We start from the raw sequence: 17,747 nt of genomic DNA, 5'->3' as shown, positions 1-17,747 counted from the left end.
TCAGTCCGAGCCATGGACCGCTATGGCGGCGTCGATCGCCTCCAGCAGGCGTTTGTCGCCGAGAATTCGGAAGTGCCCCATGACGTCCAACTGCACGTTGGTGGCCCCGACCAGCTCGCTGCCGCCCGGAATATGAGGGTCGAACGTCCCGTAGATCGAGGTGATACGCGAATTCACCGCGAGATTGGCGCGCAGCGCATTCAGGGTCCGGTTCCGTGGCGAGAAGGCCCGCAGACTCGGCAGCAGCGCGAACATCGCGTAGACCGAGCCAGAAAACGGAGAGTTCACCGCGATGAGCTGACGGACGCGCGGTGCGGATTCGGGCAGGGTCATGACGTACTTCCCGATCAGGCCGCCCTTGCTGTGGGCCACGAGGACCACATCCGTCAGGTTGCGCTCACGCAGGTACTGCGCCACCAGCTCCGCCATCGCCGACACGGATCCACGGTTGTAGCCCAGTGCCGTGACGGCGTGTACGGGATGCCCCGCTGCGTGCAGGTGGGACGCCACCGGGTGCATGAACTGCCAGGGCTCGTAGATACCGGGCAGCAGAATCACGGGCACCTTGTCCCCGGACAGCTGACGGGCGGCATCGCCGCGGAGGATATGGCCGCGGACCTGCCAGAAGGCCACGTAAGCGTAGTCGAGCGCCCAGGCCCAGCCTTGCTTAAGTGATCGCACGAGATTTTCCGGTAAGGAGCCCATCAGCGGTCTCTGCCGCGCGGTGGTACATCAGGACGTGCGGGGCACCCTCAACCTCGACAATTGCAGCGCTTCCGTTGGCTGCCGCGAGGCGTTGCAGCCAATCCGCCGGAACGATGGGGTCCCGGCCACCCCGCATGAGAACCACCGGACAGGTGACATCTGCTATGGCGTCCTCGAGCCGATGGTTCACCATTGCCGGGAGCGTCTTCACGTACGGGATCAGGGAGCGCAGGTAGTCCGTGAACACCACGAAGTTCACCACTGGCGACTCCCGCATTGTGTCCTGAGCCAGGCGAAGCGCCTGCCTGGGAATGGAACGCTCGCGGTCATTCGTCGTAGGACCGAGCAGGACGAGCTTCGACACCCGCTCCGGCGCGCGAAGCGCCGTCTCCGTAGCGACCTGGCAGCCCATCGAGTGCCCAACGAGTACGACGCCGGTAAGCATCAGTTTGTGCAGGACGGCCAGAACGATTTTCCCCAACTCCGGGACGGGGAGTGCCCGGCGTGGCCCCGGAGACGACCCGAAACCGGGAAGCTCGATCGCGTACACCGCATTGTTGCGTGCGAGTTCCTGGGCGAGCGGCTCGAAGTAGCGGGCAGAGACGCCGATCCCGTGGACCAGCACCACCGGGTCTCCCCGACCCACTCTCCGCACGGTCACCACGCAGTCCGCAACGCGCTCCTGACGTACTTCATCCCATAGCCCGCGGCCCATACTTCAACCCTTCATCGCCGGTATCTTCATTCAGCGTAGCCCGTTAGCCGCGGCTTATTATGAATTACTCACAATAGATGTTTGACTGGTCCCATGACCGAACATATCGCGCCCGCGAACACCTGGGCTGCGTCCCTGCGTTCAGCGGGACGCCGGGTCACGAAGCAGCGCCTCGCGGTACTCGCCGCTGTTGAGCAGTTCCCGCATTCAACCGCCGACGACGTCGTCACTGCGGTCCGCGCCGAACTCGCCGACATCACCGTGCAGTCTATCTATGTAGTGCTCTCCGACCTCACCGTCAGCGGACTGCTGCGCAGGATAGAAACACCGAACTCGCCCGCACGGTATGAGACCCGGGTCAATGACAACCACCACCACGCTGTGTGCACGGGGTGCGGCCGGATCGAGGATGTGGACTGCGCCGTCGGGCATGCACCCTGCCTGACGCCCGCATGGTCGCCGGGGTCACGCCAGATGACCATCCAGATCGCCGACGTCGTTTATCAGGGCGTGTGCACGGACTGCCGCGAGTCCTCCGCCGAAAATTCACCAGTACTTCCTGAACTAACTGAAAAACACTGAAAGAAGGAGAATCCATGACTGCCAACTACAGCACCACCCAATCGGGTGCCCCCGTTGTTGACGACAGCAATTCCTCAGCGCTGGGACGCGACGGCGTCATCCCGCTGACTGACCACTACCTGATCGAGAAGCTTGCCCAGTTCAACCGCGAGCGTGTTCCCGAGCGCGTTGTGCACGCCAAGGGCGGCGGCGCATTCGGCGTATTCGAGGCCACCGAGGACGTCAGCAAGTACACCAAGGCAGCTCTCTTCCAGCAGGGAGCACAGACGGAGACGCTTCTGCGCTTCTCCTCCGTCGCAGGGGAACAGGGTTCTCCTGATACCTGGCGCGACCCCCGCGGTTTCGCCCTGAAGTTCTACACCTCTGAGGGCAACTACGACCTCGTGGGCAACAACACCCCGGTGTTCTTCATCCGTGACGGCATCAAGTTCCCCGACTTCATCCACTCCCAGAAGCGCCTTCCCGGCTCCAACCTGCGTGACGCGGATATGCAGTGGGACTTCTGGACCCTCTCCCCCGAGTCTGCACATCAGGTGACCTGGCTGATGGGTGACCGTGGCCTCCCCGCCTCGTGGCGCACCATGAACGGCTACGGCTCGCACACCTACCAGTGGATCAACGAGGCCGGAGAAAAGTTCTGGGTCAAGTACCACTTCAAGTCTGCCCAGGGCCACGAGGCGCTGACCGGCGACGAGGCCGAGGCTCTGGCCGGCTCCGACGCCGACCACCACATCCGCGATCTCTACGAGAACATCGAGCAGGGCAACTTCCCCAGCTGGGATCTCAAGGTCCAGGTGATGCCGTATGAGGATGCGAAGAACTACCGGTTCAACCCGTTCGACCTCACCAAGGTGTGGCCGCACGCAGACTACCCGCTGATTCCGGTCGGCAGGCTGACCCTGAACCGCAACCCGGAGAACTACTTCGCGCAGATCGAGCAGGCGACCTTCGCGCCGTCGAACTTCGTTCCGGGCATCGCCGCATCGCCGGACCGCATGCTGCAGGCACGCATCTTCTCCTACGCAGACGCGCACCGCTACCGCGTGGGCACCAACCACGCGCAACTGCCCGTCAATGCCCCGAAGAGCGAGGTGCGCAACTATTCGAAGGACGGCGGCGCACGCTTCTTCTTCAACTCGCCGCAGACCCCGGTCTACGCACCGAACTCGATGGGCGGCCCTGCTGCAGATCCGTCGCTGACAGGCCCCGAGGGCGGCTGGGAGAACGACGGCGATCTGGTGCGTGCCGCCCACAGCCTCCACGCTGAGGACGACGACTTCGGTCAGGCCGGAACGCTGTACCGGGAGGTCTACAACGACGCCGAGAAGGCCCGTTTCCTGGAGAACATCACCGGTGCGGTGAGCGGCGTGACCATTGCGGATATCCGCGAACGCGCCATCCAGTACTGGACCAATGTTGATGCCGATCTCGGTGCGAAGCTCCGCGCCAACCTTGGCAGCGCGTCCGGTGCTGCACAGAACTCTGACGCCGAGGCTGCGAACAAGTTCTAGTCCGTAGCGTTTGACCACGCAACGCAGGAAGGGCGGGCCCATAGCGGGCCCGCCCTTCCTGCGTTTTTACCTGTTCGCCTCGGAGAGAGCCTGGTCCATTCCGGTGAAGAAGCGGTCCATCAGCAGGTGCAGTGCCTGTTCGACGGAATCCCGGTCCTGGTTCAGGACGTAGTCATACTGCAGGCCGTACAGACTTGATGTGAACAACCGCGCCGAGGAGTCGGCCTCCGCACGCTGCATACCCTGATTGACCAGCCAGTCTGCCGACAAGGAATGCCAGTAAGCGAACTTCCTCATGGCACTGCCTCGTGGATTGAGGCTCACTGCATCCTGAAGAGCCGCTTCGAATTCAAGGCGCTGCAGCTGGCGGTTTCGCTCAATCAGGAGCCAGTTCCAGGAATCGAGTATCCACCTGCGGAAATCTTCCCGGGCAAATCCTTTGGGATTCTCAGGCTTCAACGCATCATGACGCGCCTCGATGTGCCGCACAATCTCATTGATGAGTTCCTCGCGGTTGCCGAAGTGGTACACGAGTACGTAGCTGCTGATACCCAGGCCGTCCGCCAGGGTGCGGAAGCTCAGGCTCGCGAACGTCTTGTCGAGGAGATGATCGACAATCTGCTCGAGGAGCTCGTTCTTCCGTTCCGGTTTCGGGGGGCGCGCCATTGCTGAATAGTACAGCCGATCAAGCGCGCCCCAGTGCTGCGTGCCGGCGGCCCGGCGAGTGGGACCACTTGGCTTCTGTAAGGGTTAGGGCGTGTCACACACTGTCGGACGGCGAGCAACAACGCGTTGCCATCAGATGCTCGCTGACGCGGGGGAAGCGATCCTTCTAGCAACTTAAGACCCCTTCGTCGCCGGCCGCTGCTCCAGGATCGCCTCACTCAGCACATCTGAGTAGTCGCGTCGTCGGGCGACGACGTTGCCCAGTCTCTGTACAGGTGGACCAGGGGCATTAGACGACGTCAGGCCAGTCGCTGGTGAGGAAGGCCTCCACCGCGCGGTGGCGGAAGGTGTAGGGCTTGCCGCGTTCGATGATGCCGCGCACTGTGTCGAGGCGCTGCGATGTGGGCCCGGCGGCTGTGGGTTTACTGTGACCCATCTCCTGAGCAATACGAGAAAGTGTGCGCTCTTTGGAGGGAAGCTCAGCCATCACCTGGAGGAACTCGCGCTCGCGCCCGGGCAGCCGGTCAAGGATCCGCTCAACGTGGGTGACTGCTTCAGAACGGGCGGCCCTCCAGCCGGCTAAGACCTGGGACCGGGTAATGAGATCAGTGCTCCCGGCGTACCAGGCCTGCTCTCCGGCCAGCTGAAAGAGAAATGGTTCACCACGGCATAGGTCTATGATCGCCGTGACGGCATCCGGTTCCATATGGACCTGGTTCGTACCGCCCAGGTCATCAGGCACTGCCCAGCCTCGGATCACGAACGGCTGAAGAGCTGATGCCAGGTCCTCGTCGTCGATCGCAGACAGCAGGGTTGTCTTGAAGCGGCGCGCGAAGGTTGCGCCTGTGCGGGCACCGGCCACGTCGGCGAAGTCAGGCGGACCGGTTAGATACACAGCAATCGGCAAAGAACGTAATACAGCGATGCCTCCGGGGGCTGTAATTGTCTCCTCGTGCACAAGGGCATCACCCAACGCGATCAGCAGCTGCGAGAGCGCCTTGTCGCCGGTGATGTTCTGGACCTTGACGTGGATCAGCACCATGACATCGCCCCGAGCCATCGCAGCACGGCCGACCTCGACCAGCAGCTCCGTGAGCACAACGTAAGGCTCAGGGCCTGACTGCTGGTGCAGTGTCAGCGACATGCCGGACACAGCCACTGCTTGCACGCGGCTCAGCGCGTCCCTGATCTTCTGCTTGCGGGAAGAGGCGAGACCTGCTTCCCCGGCAAGCTTGAGTATTGCGCTGGCGACCAGCTTCAGTGGGTCCGCGCCGGAGGGGATGCGCAACTGCGAGGTCACCCAGTCTCCATTGGCAGCAGCGTCGCGTGCGATGCGGCGGACGAGGGCGGATTTGCCAAGACCGGCTTCCCCGAGGATGGTTCTGCCCCGTTCAGGCAGGCCCGCCAGCCTGCGCGGACGCACAATGTCGCGCCAGTCGCTGAGCTGTTCGGTGCGGCCGGCCCAGATCTCCGGGACGTTGTCGGAGCCGGGACTGAAGGGGCTGTTGAGTGCTGTACGCAGCCAGGAACGCCCACCGACTACCCGCCTCCGCCGTGAGCTGTGACTGGCGGTGGAGGCAGGCAGGGGGCTCAGCATTCAACGCACTCGCTGCAGGGTTCCTCTTGTACCTACTTTCGAATCGATATCTGGCTGAGGAGTGAAGGAGGTCCGCATTTCGGACAGGGCTAGCGGCCTGTTGGCACAGGGTTCGACGCCGGAAGCCGGCGGGCGCCGTCGTCGTCCGTGTGTTCAACCAGGCGGGCGCCTTCAACGTCAACATCGGGCAGGATGCGGTCCAGCCACTTCGGCAGCCACCAGGCTGAGCGGCCCAGCAGGTGCATTGCGGCCGGGATGAGGGTCATCCGGACAACGAACGCGTCGAGCAGCACACCGAACGCCAGGCCAAAACCGATGGGACGAACCATGGTCAGATGCGAGAAGACAAAGCCTGCGAACACCGAGACCATGATGATGGCCGCAGCCGTGACCACCCTGGCGCCGTGGCTGAATCCGACCCGCACGGCTTCCTTGGCGGGCCGGCCATGGACGAAGGACTCGCGCATCCCGGAGACGAGGAACATCTGGTAATCCATGGCCAGACCGAAGAGCACGCCGATCAGGATGATGGGGAGGAAGCTCAGGATCGGGCCGGGATTAGTGACGCCGAAGAAGTCACCCAGCCAGCCCCACTGGTAGATCGCGACGGTGGCGCCGAAGCTGGCCAGTAGCGAGAGCAGGAAGCCGGCGGTGGCTATGAGCGGCACCAGGATGGACCGGAACACCAGGAGCAGCAACACCAGGGACAGCCCGACGACGATGCCCAGGTAGAGCGGCATGGCCTCCATGAGTTTCGCGGATACGTCGATGTTTGCGGCGGTCTGCCCGGTGACGGAGACGGTGACGCCCGTCGCGTCCTCAATGCTGGCGGCTTCGGCACGGAGGTCACGCACCAGTTGCTCGGTGCTCTCGCTCGCCGGGCCCTCTTCCGGGATGACCTGGTAGATCGCGGTGCGTCCGTCATCACTGATTCCGGCAGGGACAGCGGTGACGACGTCGTCAATGGCGGCGAGGCGGTCGGCGACGTCGAGCTGGAGGTCGGTGCGCTCGCCCTCGTCTTCGATCGGGGGCAGTTCACCGACGGCGAGGAGAGGTCCGTTGGTGCCTTCGCCGAACTTCTCCCCCACCAGTGTGTAGGCCTGGTAGGCGGTGGAATCGGTCGGCTCCGAGCCGCCGTCGGGCAGGCCGACGCGCAGTTCCAGCGCCGGCAACGCGAGCACACAGAGCGCGACGACGCCAGCCAGTACCGTGAGGATGGGTTTGCGGGTGACGAAACCTCCCCAGCCGCGGCCTGCGGCATAGGAATTGTCAACAGAGTGCTCGTCAGCCTCTGCCTCGCTGGCGGAGTGCGCGGTCTTCCAGCGGCGTTTCGAGATGACCTTGCGGCCCATGAAACCAAGCAGCGCGGGCGTCAGGGTGAGCGCAACCAACACGGCGACGGCGACTGTTCCGGCAGCGGACAGGCCGAGGATAGTGAGGAACGGCAGGCCGGGGACGGCGAGCGCAGCCAGCGCGATGATGACCGTGATGCCCGCGAAAAGCACAGCGTTGCCGGCGGTTCCGGTGGCGCGTGCGATGGATTCCTGCAGCGGCATGCCACGCAGCAGCTGTGTGCGGTGGCGGTTCACGATGAAGAGCGAATAGTCGATCCCGACGGCGAGTCCGAGCATCAGCGCGAGCACCGGCGAGATGGAGCTCATCTGGATGACTCCGGTGAGGGCGAAGGTTATTCCGACGCCGACTCCTACGCCGACAATGGCCATGAGCAGCGGCAGGCCGGCTGCTACCAGCGTCCCGAGCATGACGATCAGGACAATGGCGGCGACCAGGAGGCCGATGACCTCGGCCGGCCCGAAAATCTCGGAGATGTCCTGGACGATCTCCTTGCTGTATTCGACGTTCAGCCCGGCTTCAGTCGCGGCGCCCGCTGCCTCCTGGACCGCTTCACGGGTCTCGGGTGTGATGGCGTCTACCGCGGTGGTGAACTGGACACTGGCAACCGCTGTGGTGTCGTCGTCGGACACGAACTGAATGCCTGAGGTGGCCTCGAGGAGGCGTTCCCCGCGCTCGAGCTCCACTCGGGCGGCGTCGAGTTCTGCCTGGCCCTCGTCGAGCTGGGCGCGCTGGGCGTCGATCTCGGCCTGGGCGGCGTCAAGCTGCGCCACGGTTGCGTCGATCTGCTCAGCGGGCAGGAACGCCTTCCCCGCTTCAAATTGGGCGCGCTGGTCATCGAGCTGTGCCTGGGCGGCATCGAGCTGGGCGGCGCCGTCGGCGAGCTCCTGGGCTCCGGCTTCGAGTTCCGCCCTGCCGTTCGCGATCTCCTCGCGGCTGTCAGCGAGCTGCTGTGCAGTCTCAAACGGGTCAATGACTGATTCGACGCCGTCGAGCCCTTCCACCTCCGTGAGCGCAGAGGAGACTGCGTCCTGCTGCTCGGAGGTGAACTCGCTGTCAGTGCTCTGGAAAACGATGGTCCCCATGCCGCCGACGGCCTCAGGCATCTCCTCCTTGAGCTGATTGAGGACGCGTTGGGATTCAGTACCCGGGATGGTGAAGTTGTTGCTCAGGGTGCCGGAGAAGGCGACGGCAGAACCACCTACCGCGACCATGATGGCCAGCCAGGCGGAGACCACCCACCAGCGGCGGCGGTAGGCGAAGGAACCGAGTCGGTACAGGAGGAATGCCATGGTGTTGTGCGTCCTGGGTTAGATGTCTGGATTAGGAGGAAGGACGGGAGAAGCCGTCGCGCAGCATGGTCAGCGTCGCGACGATGGAGTCCTCGAGGGTTTGCGCCGCATTATGGTCCGGGTTCTCACTCGATGCCCACTCCCGCATTGCGGCCTTGGCACAGGAGAGCAGTGAGCCGACCAGCGCGTGCACGTAGAGGGTTGACGCCTGGCCGCGCAGCCGGTCCTCGACTGCGCTGATGATGCGGGCTTCAGCCCGCTCCCAGGCGAGGAGGTGGGTGCCGAGGAGGTCCGGGTTGCCTGCAGCCATGCGGAAGAGGTCGCCGCAGTCCTTCAGGTTTTCCACCTTGGTGGTGGCGGCGAGCGCGGCAATCATCGCGTCGAGGATGGGCTCATCCCCGGGACGGGCCGCGAGTTCGGCTTCCGCGCGGTCGAGAAACGACTCCGTGGAGACGATCAGTGCCTCTTCCGGGCTGTGAAAGTAGTTGAAGAAGGTGCGGCGGGAGACGTTCGCCTGATCGGCTATTTGCTCAGCCGTGAACCCGCCCATGCCGTGGGTGCGTGCGAGGTCCAGAGCCGCCTGGGCAATGGCCCTCCGCGTTTCGAGCTTGTTCTGCTCGCGGCGGCTGATTTGCTGTTCTGTCACATACTTACACTAGGTGCAACTTTGCACAGAGTGCAAACTGGCGTTCCCGCCGTCGCGCCTGGGAAGTGGGCCTGTATTGGCTCAGGACACCGGCACCGCTTTGCCGGCCAGTGAAGTACCGATGAACCGGTTGATCAATGGCAGCCCCGAGAGCTTCAGCATCAACCGGCGCAACAACAGTTCCGGGCCCGACGACGGCAGGAACCAGCGCGCTGCGCGGCGCCCCGCCTCCTGCTTTTCGCGGGCAACAGGCATCCATTGCTCCTCATAGGCGGCAAGCCCTTCCGCAATCGATGCGGACTCCGCAAGGTGGTTTGAGAGGATGCGGGCTCCCGCAACCGCCAGCGACGCCCCTTGGCCGGCGAGCAGCGAAACCGCCTGGCACGCATCACCCACCAGGACCACCCGGCCGGAATGCCACTGTTCCATGTGAATCTGCGCGACGACGTCGTAATACAGGTCAGCAGGCGCCTGGTCGAGAGCCCGTGGAGCGAGCCAGCCGACGCCCGAAAACTCGTTGCGCAGCGACTCTCTTCGATTCGCCGGCAGTGCGGGAGAAGCATTCCGATGAATCAGGAACGCCGCGACCCTCGAATCCCTCAGCCCATACAGTCCGATCTGTCTGTTCTTGGTGTCACTGAGGGCGAACCTGCCGCTGACGCGGTCCTTCATGACCGGATCCTCGAAGGTGAATGCAGCAGTATGGAATCCGAGGTAGTCGATGTACCGGGATTCCGGCCCGAAGACGGCTTCCCGCACTGCCGAGTGAATTCCGTCCGCGCCAATGACAAGGTCAGCGTCAACACGGCGTCCGTCAGAGGTATGGACGCACACGCCGTTGTCGTTGTTCTCGATCTGCTCGAAGGTCACTCCGTAGCGGAGGCGGACCGACGCAGGAAGGCTTTCCCGTAAGGCCTCTTCAAGGTCCGGCCGCATGATGCTCATCAACCTTCCGTCGACTGCGTCTGCGAAGCGTGCGTAGCTGAGGCGTCCGGTTGTATGCCCCTTCCTGTTGACATAGGCCACTTCCTGGACCGAGTACGCCCGCGCCTGCAGCTCCGGCAGAACGCCCATTTTCTCCGCGGCGTCATACCCGGGACCGAAGAAGTCCACCATGTAGCCGCTTGCCCTCGGCCCCCGGAACTTCTCCAGTACCTCCACCTGCCAGCCGGAATCCGCAAGGTTCTTCGCCGTTGCCAGGCCCGCAATCCCTGCGCCGATGACGATGACCTTCATGATCAGTCCTTTCCGACCGTCCTCAGCAGCACCGGCTTGGGATTTACTCCCCGCGGGAAATCGCGATCATGTCCTCGCGCGGAACCAGCTTCACACGCTCGCGGACCAGCTCAGGCAGGCTGCCGTCGTCGTGCATGTAGTTGGCGCCCAGCTTCATTTCGTGGGAATCGAGCTTCAGCCAGCCCTCCCAGGTGGTGTACCGGACGCCGCGCTCCTCAAGGAGGTTGATAATGGCGTCTTCCGACGGATGCTCTGCCGGGGGCAGGTTGAGGCGGTCCTCCAGTAGGTAGCCGATGGTCTCCAGGGCGTCACCCTTGGTGTGGCCGATCAGCCCCACGGGCCCACGCTTGATCCAACCCGTGCAGTAGATGCCGGGCACCGCGTTGCCTGACTCGTCGATGACCCGGCCGCCCTCGTTGGGAATGACGCCGGCCCGCTCGTCGTAGCCCACCTCCGGAAGTTCGGAGCCGAAGTAGCCGATAGCCCGGTAGAGCGCCTGGACCGGGTAGTCGAGATACTCGCCCGTACCCTCGACTGAGCCGCTGCCGTTGAGGCGGGTGCGTTCGAAGCGGATGTTCGCAACCTTGCCCGGAGTCTCCGGCGAGTCAGTGATCTCCACAGGACTGTGCAGGAAGTGCAGGTGAAGGCGGCGCGACGCCGTGAACTCCGCGGGGTCTTCCGGCTGCTCAACCAGCCAGTTGGTCAGCGTCTTGACCATCGTCTTCGTCTGGTTGTTGCTGGCGATCTGCTGTTCCGAGGCCTCGTCGAAGTCGAAATCCTCCGGGTACAGCACAATGTCGACGTCCCGTGAGTGGGACAGCTCGCGCAGTTCCAGCGGCGTGAACTTTACCTGTGCGGGACCGCGGCGGCCGAAGACGTGAACGTCCGTCACCGGCGACTTCTTCAGCGCGGCGTAGACGTTGGATGGAATCTCCGTGACCAGGAGGTCATCGGCGTGCTTGGAGAGGACTCGGGCGATGTCCAGGGCCACGTTGCCGTTGCCGATAACAGCGATCTCCTTGGCGTCCAGCGGCCAGTCCCGGTCAACGTCAGGGTGCCCGTCATACCAGGAGACGAAGTCCGCTCCGCCGAAGGAGCCTTCGAGGTCGACCCCCGGGATGTTGAGGTCCGCGTCCTTCACCGCTCCAGTCGCAAAAATGACGGCATCGTAGAAGGTGCGGAAGTCTTTCAGTGTGAGGTCGCGGCCGTAGTTGACGTTACCGAGGAAGCGGATGTCCCCGCGGTCCAGCACTTTATGCAGCGCGGTGACAATTCCCTTGATACGCGGGTGATCAGGGGCCACACCGTACCGGATCAGGCCGTACGGCGCCGGGTACTGGTCAAAAAGGTCGATGGAAACTTCGAAGTCTCCGCCCTTGACCTCCTGCGACTTTGTCAGGATGTCTGCGGCATACACACCGGCCGGGCCTGCGCCGATGATGGCGACCCGAAGTGGACGGACCGACGTCGTGCTGGACACTGATGCCTTCTTCCTGGTGGATGACCTGGGGGCTCCCTGAGGACTTCCCCTGAGGGAATGAACGGACGCACATTAGCGCACAGTTTCCTATTCTAAATCCCCCATCCGATGCGCGTCGAAACCAGTGGCGCGGATCACCCGCTCCCCCACCCGCGTTGCTTCCGGAATAGGAACGGCACGACGGCGGTTGGCACGCATGTGAGCCGCACCCGCACCAGTACGCGTCCTGCCCGTAGCGAAAGCGCCACTGGCGTGCTTTTTGGTATCGGCGCCTACGGACTGTGGGGCTTGCTCCCCGTCTATTTCCTCATCCTGCTGCCGGCTACCGCCGTGGAGATCGTCGCCAACCGCGTGCTCTGGTCTCTGATTTTCTGCGCACTGCTGCTGACCGTTCTGCGGTCCTGGACCACAGTCCGCACCGCTTTCACCACCCCGCGGGTGCTCGGAACCCTTACCGTTGCGGCTCTCCTGATTGCGGTGAACTGGCTCGTCTATACCTACGGGGTTACCAACGGTCACGCCATCGAAGCTTCGCTGGGCTACTTCATCAACCCGATCGTGTCCGTACTTCTCGGTGTCCTCGTGCTGCGGGAAAAGCTGCGCCCGCTGCAGTGGGCAGCCGTGGGAATGGGGCTTGTCGCCGTCGTCGTCCTGGCGATTGGCTACGGGAATGTTCCGTGGATTGCCCTGGCGCTGGCGTTTTCGTTCGGTTTCTACGGGTTTGTGAAGAAGCGGGTGGGGCCGAGTGTCGACGCCGTGACCAGCCTCAGCATCGAAACAGCGGTGCTGACGCCGATCGCCGCGGCGGTCATGATCTGGCTGGCGCTCTCCGGCGGCGCAACGCTGACCACGGAGGGTCCTGGCCACTTCTGGATCATGGCGGCGTCCGGAATTATCACCGCCGTTCCACTGATTTTCTTCGGGGCAGCTGCCAGACGGCTGCCCCTGACCACCATCGGGATGCTGCAGTACCTGGCGCCGGTCCTCCAGTTCATCCTGGCCCTCACGGTTTTCCGTGAGGAGATGCCGCTGGAGCGGTGGATCGGCTTTGGGCTGGTATGGATAGGCCTCGCGCTCCTCACCGTGGACATGATCCGAACGGTCCGGAAGAACGCGAGGCCCCGCAAGAGCGGGCAGCAACAGCAGCCCGCGAGCGTCTGACTACTCGGCCACTTCAAGCGCCGGAGTATCCCGGCGCAGCGTCTCGCCGCGGAAAAACCCTGGATGCGTGCGGCGGACGACGAGCATCACCACGACGCCGAGTGCGATGATCCCTACTCCGATCACGAACACCAGGCCCACCCCGAAGATCTCCGAGCCGCTGCCGAAGGCCGGGTCCCAGCTGTCCACGGCGGTCTGCAGGAACACGATCACGAGGCCGATTCCGCCGAGCAGCGGAGCCAGGAGCCGGAACACGAAGTTCCGCGTCGAGGTAAACGCCGTCCGGCGGAAGTACCAGACGCAGGCCAGTGCGGTCAGGCCGTAGTAGAAGCAGATCATCAGGCCGAGGGCCATGATGGTGTCGTTCAGGACGTTGTCGCTGATGATGCGCATGAGCGAGTAGAACCCGGCGGAGATGACGCCCGCTACAACGGTTGCGAAGACCGGCGAGCGGTACGTCGGGTGCACCGTTGCGAACTTCTGCGGCAGCGCCTGGTAGTAGCCCATGGCCAGCAGACTGCGGGCCGGGGAGAGGAAGGTTGACTGCAGCGACGCCGCACAGCTGGACAGCACCGCGAGCGAAAGCAGGATGGCGAACGGTCCCATGACCGGCGCTGCGAGCGCCGCGAAGACGTTCTCGGAGATGTCCGCGTTGTTGAGGCCCAGTCCCTCAGTGCCGATGCCCGCGAACATGACCGTCGCAATGGCGCCGAGCAGGTAGATACCCAGTACGACGACGGCAGTCCAGGTTGCGGCCTGGCCGGCGGTGCGCTTGCCGTTACGTGCTTCCTCGCTCACCGTGAGGCAGACGTCCCAGCCCCAGAACGCGAAAATGGACAGCGAAAGCCCCAGCGCAAAGGCGGAGAAGCTTTCGATGGCGAACGGGTTGAACCAGTCCCAGCTGAACGCCACAGTGTCAGCGGCTGCACCCTGCTGGATGCGGCTGAACGCTGCAATCACGAACCACGCCAGCACACCGACCTGCAGTCCTACGAGCGCGTACTGCACAGCCTTGGTGGTCTTGACGCCGCGGCAGGAAACCCACACGGCAGCGCCGACAAACACCAGGCAGGTCAGGATGTTCAGCCAGCGGATACCGGTGAGGTCCGCGATGGCCTCCTGCCCGGTGAGCTGGGCGAGGAACAGATAGAAGAAGTCGACAGCGACGCCGGCCAGGTTGGAGAGCACAATGATGTTCGCCGCCAGCAGCCCCCACCCGCCGATCCAGCCGATGTACGGACCGAATGCCTTGGTCACCCAGGTGAACGTTGTTCCGCTGTCCGGGCTGTCCGCGTTGAGCTCGCGGTATCCCAGCGCCACCAGGAACATCGGGATGAACCCGACCAGGAAGATCGCCGGAAGGTGCACGCCGATACTCTGCACCGTGGGGCCCAGTGTGCTGGTGAGGACATACGCCGGTGCAATGGTGGAAATACCGATGACGACGATGGCGAGGAGGCCGAGCTGCCCCGTTTTGAGCCCCTTGCCGGAGTACGTGGGTGTGCCGTCTGGAGCGCCGGTGCGCACTTTCATAGTGCTCATGGGTTCCTTACCTCTTTGTTAGGAATTCTTCGTTAAGAATTGTCTTGGAGTCTGGTTCTCTCAGGTGAGCCCGCGATGCGCGCCAGCGGGTTCTCCACTGTCACCTGGATCACATAAACGAATTGCGTTCGTTTAGTATGCAGGCTCCGACGCCAGTGTGCAAGAGACATCACCCATGAGTTGGCAGGACATGCCCCTGATCACCCTCCATTCGAGGCGTTTCCTGCCGAATCAACGCACAAGAACGACGGCGGCCGGCCGAGTCAGTCCCTCGAGGGAACCGCCCAGCCGACCGCCGTCGTCGTCGTTTATGCGCTCAGCTCTACTTGACCGCTCGGATTGCCTTCTCGAGGACGTCCAGTCCGTCGTTCAGGAGCTCCTCGCCAATGACCAGCGGGGGCAGCAGCCGGATGATATTGCCGTAGGTTCCGCACGTGAGGATGATGACCCCTTCCTCCAGGCATGCCGCCGCTATGGCCTTCGTGGCCACCGGGTTGGGCTCTCTGGTGCCCGGCAGAACGAATTCGACGGCGAGCATGGCGCCGCGGCCGCGGACTTCACCGATAATGTCCGTCTGCTCCTGCAGGGCGCGCAGCCGGGGCACCACGATCTCCTCGATCCGCCGCGCACGCGCGGACAGGTCCAGCTCCGTCATGGTGTCGATCGCGGCGAGCGCCGCAGCGCAGGCAACGGGGTTGCCGCCGTAGGTGCCGCCCAGACCACCCGGGTGCACGGCGTCGAGCAGGTCTGCCCGGCCGGTGACCGCCGAGAGGGGCATGCCCCCTGCGATGCCCTTGGCCATGGTGATGAGGTCAGGAACAACTCCCTCATGGTTCACTGCGAACCATTCGCCGGTGCGGCAGAATCCGGACTGCACCTCGTCGGCAATGAAAACGACGCCCTTTTCCTTCGCCCACGCTGCGAGGGTGGGCATGAAGCCGTCAGCAGGAACAATGAAGCCGCCCTCGCCCTGCACCGGCTCGATGATGATCGCGGCGAGTGACTCCGCACCGATCTGCTTCTCCATCACGGAGATGGCCCGCTGCGCCGCTTCCTCACCCGTGATTGACGGGTTTTCCTCGCGGAACGGGTAGCTCATGGGCAGGCGGTACACCTCGGAAGCGAACGGACCAAAGGTGCCGTCGGGGCCGGCCTTGTAGGGCAGCGACTTCGCGGTTAGCGCCATAGTCAGGTTGGTGCGGCCGTGGTAGGCGTGGTCAAACGCGGCTACCGCTGGCCGGCCGGTGGCCATCCGTGCAATCTTGACGGCGTTCTCCACCGCTTCAGCGCCGGAGTTGAACAGCACCGTCCGCTTCTCGAAATCGCCCGGAGTCAGCTCGGCGAGCTTCTCTGCGACGGCGATGTACCCCTCATACGGGGTCACCATGAAGCAGGTGTGGGTGAAGTGCTCCACTTGTTCCTTCACGGCGCCGACGACGGCGGGATCGGACGCGCCGACGCTTGTCACCGCGATACCGGAGCCGAAGTCTATGAACGAGTTACCGTCGACGTCGTGGAGGATCCCGCCGTCGGCGTCCGCAACATACACGGGAACGCCGGAGGCAACACCCTTGGCAACGACGGCGGAGCGGCGTGCGTTGAGAGCGGTGGATTTGGGGCCGGGGAAGTCGCCGATGATGCGGCGCTTTTGCTCGAGCCGGAAGTGCGGCTGGAGTGCCTGGGTGGTCATAGGAAGTCCTTTCTGGACTAGGAATCTGGACTAAGAATCTCTCAGGCGTCCAGCGCGCTCATGACGTGCTTGATGCGGGTGTAGTCCTCAACGCCGTACATGGAGAGGTCCTTGCCGTAGCCGGAGCTCTTGAATCCGCCATGGGGCATTTCGGCAGTGAGGAGGATATGGGTGTTGATCCACACAGCCCCGAAATCCAGGTCGCGGGAGACGCGCATGGCTGTTCCGTGGTCGGTGGTCCAGATACTGGAGGCCAGGGCGTAGTCGACGTCATTAGCCATCTCGATTGCTTCATCCTCGCTGGAGAACTTCTGCACGGTGATGACCGGTCCGAAGGTTTCCTTCTGCACGATGTCGTCAGTCTGCCGGGCGCCGGTGATGATGGTGGCTTCGTAGAAGTAGCCCTTGTCACCGGAGCGCTTGCCGCCGACCGCTACGGAGCAGTGCGAGGGCAGTGCATCCATGACGGCGTTGACGGCGTTGAAGTGGTTGATGTTGTTGAGCGGACCGAAGTAGTTCTTCGAGTCATCGGCGTCGCCCGTCGTAAGGGTTTTGGTGTGTTCAACCATGGCAGCCACGAGGTCATCGTGGGCCGAATCCTGTACCAGCACCCGGGTCACGGCGGTGCAGTCCTGACCTGCATTGAAGAAGGCCGCCTCGGCGATGGCCGCCGCGCTCTTCTTCACATCAGCGTCCCCGAAGACCACGGCGGGAGCCTTGCCTCCGAGCTCGAGATGGGCACGCTTGAGGCCTTTCGCGGCTCCGGTGGCGACGGCGATGCCCGCCCGCACCGAGCCGGTGATCGAGACCATGGCCGGCGTCTTGTGCTCAACCATGGCCGCACCGGTGGCTCCGGTGCCCAGCACAACGTTCAGGACGCCGTCGGGCAGGATGCCCTGCGTCAGGCGGGCGAGGACCAGCGTGGATTCCGGAGTGGTGTCGCTGGGCTTCAGCACAATCGTGTTGCCTGCGGCGAGCGCCGGTCCGATCTTCCAGATGGCCATGAGGAACGGGTAGTTCCACGGTGCAACCTGGGCGATGACCCCAACGGGTTCGCGACGGACATACGAGGTGTGGCCCTCGAAGTACTCTCCGGCGGACTTGCCCTCAAGGATGCGGGCGGCGCCGGCGAAGAAGCGCATCTGGTCAGCTCCGGCTGCGACTTCCTCCGAGGCGATCATTTCGCGGACCTGCCCGGTGTTGCGGTGTTGGGCTTCAACGAGTTCCTCGCTGTGTGCCTCGATGGCGTCCGCAAGCTTGAGCAGCATGAGCTGGCGCTGCGCGGGAGTCTCCCGCTTCCAGGAGGCGAAGGCCGTCTTGGCGGCGCTCATCGCGGCGTCGATGTCAGCCTGGACTGACACGGGTGACTGTGCGACCACTTCGCCGTTGGTCGGGTTGACGATGTCCAGCAGTTCGCTGCCGCTCGGCGTGACGAACTTGCCGTTGATGAAGTTCTGCAGGGTTGCGACCACGGCGTATTTCCTTTCATTCCCGGACAGGAGTGCCCAAATTCACTGCCGACCCTACGTGGTCCACGCCACGCCGCCTAGGTTTAAACGCACAGCGCTTCC

General features: G+C 63.7%; 15 protein-coding genes. 4 read left to right on the top strand and 11 right to left on the bottom strand.

What is annotated here, in order from left to right:
- Together ASH00_RS01025 and ASH00_RS01020 are read right to left on the bottom strand one after the other, a co-directional pair.
- The gene (locus ASH00_RS01025; protein WP_235563102.1) at positions 1 to 681 is read right to left on the bottom strand and encodes an esterase/lipase family protein; all 681 of its coding nucleotides are present in this window, start codon (positions 679 to 681) and stop codon (positions 1 to 3) included.
- Positions 668 to 1,420, bottom strand: coding sequence for an alpha/beta fold hydrolase (locus ASH00_RS01020; RefSeq protein WP_056543813.1), 753 nt, complete (start codon positions 1,418 to 1,420; stop codon positions 668 to 670). Before ASH00_RS01020 ends, ASH00_RS01025 begins: the two co-directional genes overlap by 14 nt.
- Positions 1,421 to 1,513: 93 nt before the next feature.
- On the opposite strand from ASH00_RS01020, the gene ASH00_RS01015 reads away from it, so the two are divergent.
- The gene (locus ASH00_RS01015; protein ID WP_056543810.1) at positions 1,514 to 2,002 is read left to right on the top strand and encodes a Fur family transcriptional regulator; all 489 of its coding nucleotides are present in this window, start codon (positions 1,514 to 1,516) and stop codon (positions 2,000 to 2,002) included.
- Between the two features lie 14 nt (positions 2,003 to 2,016).
- Entirely contained in the window at positions 2,017 to 3,513 is a 1,497-nt protein-coding gene (locus tag ASH00_RS01010; RefSeq protein WP_056543807.1) for a catalase, read from the top strand.
- A gap of 66 nt (positions 3,514 to 3,579) precedes the next feature.
- Here the strand turns inward: ASH00_RS01010 and ASH00_RS01005 are convergent, their stop codons facing one another.
- The 6 genes from ASH00_RS01005 to ASH00_RS00980 all read right to left on the bottom strand — a co-directional run bounded on the left by ASH00_RS01005 (position 3,580) and on the right by ASH00_RS00980 (position 11,783).
- Positions 3,580 to 4,179 (bottom strand): TetR/AcrR family transcriptional regulator, encoded by a 600-nt coding sequence (locus ASH00_RS01005; RefSeq protein WP_056543804.1) that lies wholly within the window; start codon positions 4,177 to 4,179, stop codon positions 3,580 to 3,582.
- A gap of 289 nt (positions 4,180 to 4,468) precedes the next feature.
- On the bottom strand, positions 4,469 to 5,776 hold the full coding sequence (locus ASH00_RS01000) for an ATP-binding protein (protein WP_235563101.1): 1,308 nt from the start codon (positions 5,774 to 5,776) through the stop codon (positions 4,469 to 4,471).
- 89 nt (positions 5,777 to 5,865) lie between these two features.
- Positions 5,866 to 8,421: an MMPL family transporter gene (locus tag ASH00_RS00995; RefSeq protein ID WP_056543801.1), complete on the bottom strand. Its 2,556-nt coding sequence runs from the start codon at positions 8,419 to 8,421 to the stop codon at positions 5,866 to 5,868.
- 31 nt (positions 8,422 to 8,452) lie between these two features.
- Positions 8,453 to 9,067, bottom strand: coding sequence for a TetR/AcrR family transcriptional regulator (locus ASH00_RS00990; protein ID WP_056543798.1), 615 nt, complete (start codon positions 9,065 to 9,067; stop codon positions 8,453 to 8,455).
- Positions 9,068 to 9,148: 81 nt separating this feature from the next.
- Positions 9,149 to 10,303 (bottom strand): FAD-dependent oxidoreductase, encoded by a 1,155-nt coding sequence (locus ASH00_RS00985; RefSeq protein WP_056543796.1) that lies wholly within the window; start codon positions 10,301 to 10,303, stop codon positions 9,149 to 9,151.
- Positions 10,304 to 10,346: 43 nt separating this feature from the next.
- Complete coding sequence (locus ASH00_RS00980) at positions 10,347 to 11,783, bottom strand: FAD-dependent oxidoreductase (RefSeq protein WP_056543793.1); 1,437 nt, start codon at positions 11,781 to 11,783, stop codon at positions 10,347 to 10,349.
- Positions 11,784 to 11,891: 108 nt separating this feature from the next.
- Between ASH00_RS00980 and rarD the strand changes: the two genes are divergently transcribed.
- Positions 11,892 to 12,944: an EamA family transporter RarD gene (gene rarD / locus ASH00_RS00975; protein WP_082565817.1), complete on the top strand. Its 1,053-nt coding sequence runs from the start codon at positions 11,892 to 11,894 to the stop codon at positions 12,942 to 12,944.
- Here rarD and ASH00_RS00970 read toward each other — a convergent pair whose 3' ends face one another.
- On the bottom strand, positions 12,945 to 14,486 hold the full coding sequence (locus ASH00_RS00970) for an APC family permease (RefSeq protein ID WP_082565816.1): 1,542 nt from the start codon (positions 14,484 to 14,486) through the stop codon (positions 12,945 to 12,947).
- A gap of 180 nt (positions 14,487 to 14,666) precedes the next feature.
- On the opposite strand from ASH00_RS00970, the gene ASH00_RS16545 reads away from it, so the two are divergent.
- Positions 14,667 to 14,816 (top strand): hypothetical protein, encoded by a 150-nt coding sequence (locus tag ASH00_RS16545; protein ID WP_157358956.1) that lies wholly within the window; start codon positions 14,667 to 14,669, stop codon positions 14,814 to 14,816.
- Here the strand turns inward: ASH00_RS16545 and gabT are convergent.
- Together gabT and ASH00_RS00960 are read right to left on the bottom strand one after the other, a co-directional pair.
- Positions 14,809 to 16,176, bottom strand: a complete 1,368-nt coding sequence (gene gabT / locus ASH00_RS00965; protein ID WP_056543785.1) for a 4-aminobutyrate--2-oxoglutarate transaminase — start codon at positions 16,174 to 16,176, stop codon at positions 14,809 to 14,811. The genes ASH00_RS16545 and gabT overlap by 8 nt on opposite strands.
- 41 nt (positions 16,177 to 16,217) lie before the next feature.
- Entirely contained in the window at positions 16,218 to 17,648 is a 1,431-nt protein-coding gene (locus tag ASH00_RS00960; RefSeq protein WP_056543782.1) for a gamma-aminobutyraldehyde dehydrogenase, read from the bottom strand.
- Positions 17,649 to 17,747: the final 99 nt, after the last annotated feature.

The organism is Arthrobacter sp. Soil782 (assembly GCF_001428435.1).
GTDB lineage: Bacteria > Actinomycetota > Actinomycetes > Actinomycetales > Micrococcaceae > Arthrobacter_D > Arthrobacter_D parietis.
This window is presented reverse-complemented; position numbering and strand designations above follow the sequence as displayed.

Coding starts and splice junctions, on each gene's coding strand:
- ASH00_RS01020 (WP_056543813.1), bottom strand. CDS start 1,420: ATGGGCCGCGGGCTATGGGATGAAGTACGTCAGGAGCGCGTTGCGGAC.
- ASH00_RS01015 (WP_056543810.1), top strand. CDS start 1,514: ATGACCGAACATATCGCGCCCGCGAACACCTGGGCTGCGTCCCTGCGT.
- ASH00_RS01010 (WP_056543807.1), top strand. CDS start 2,017: ATGACTGCCAACTACAGCACCACCCAATCGGGTGCCCCCGTTGTTGAC.
- ASH00_RS01005 (WP_056543804.1), bottom strand. CDS start 4,179: ATGGCGCGCCCCCCGAAACCGGAACGGAAGAACGAGCTCCTCGAGCAG.
- ASH00_RS01000 (WP_235563101.1), bottom strand. CDS start 5,776: ATGCTGAGCCCCCTGCCTGCCTCCACCGCCAGTCACAGCTCACGGCGG.
- ASH00_RS00995 (WP_056543801.1), bottom strand. CDS start 8,421: ATGGCATTCCTCCTGTACCGACTCGGTTCCTTCGCCTACCGCCGCCGC.
- ASH00_RS00985 (WP_056543796.1), bottom strand. CDS start 10,303: ATGAAGGTCATCGTCATCGGCGCAGGGATTGCGGGCCTGGCAACGGCG.
- rarD (WP_082565817.1), top strand. CDS start 11,892: ATGCGCGTCGAAACCAGTGGCGCGGATCACCCGCTCCCCCACCCGCGT.
- ASH00_RS00970 (WP_082565816.1), bottom strand. CDS start 14,486: ATGAGCACTATGAAAGTGCGCACCGGCGCTCCAGACGGCACACCCACG.
- gabT (WP_056543785.1), bottom strand. CDS start 16,176: ATGACCACCCAGGCACTCCAGCCGCACTTCCGGCTCGAGCAAAAGCGC.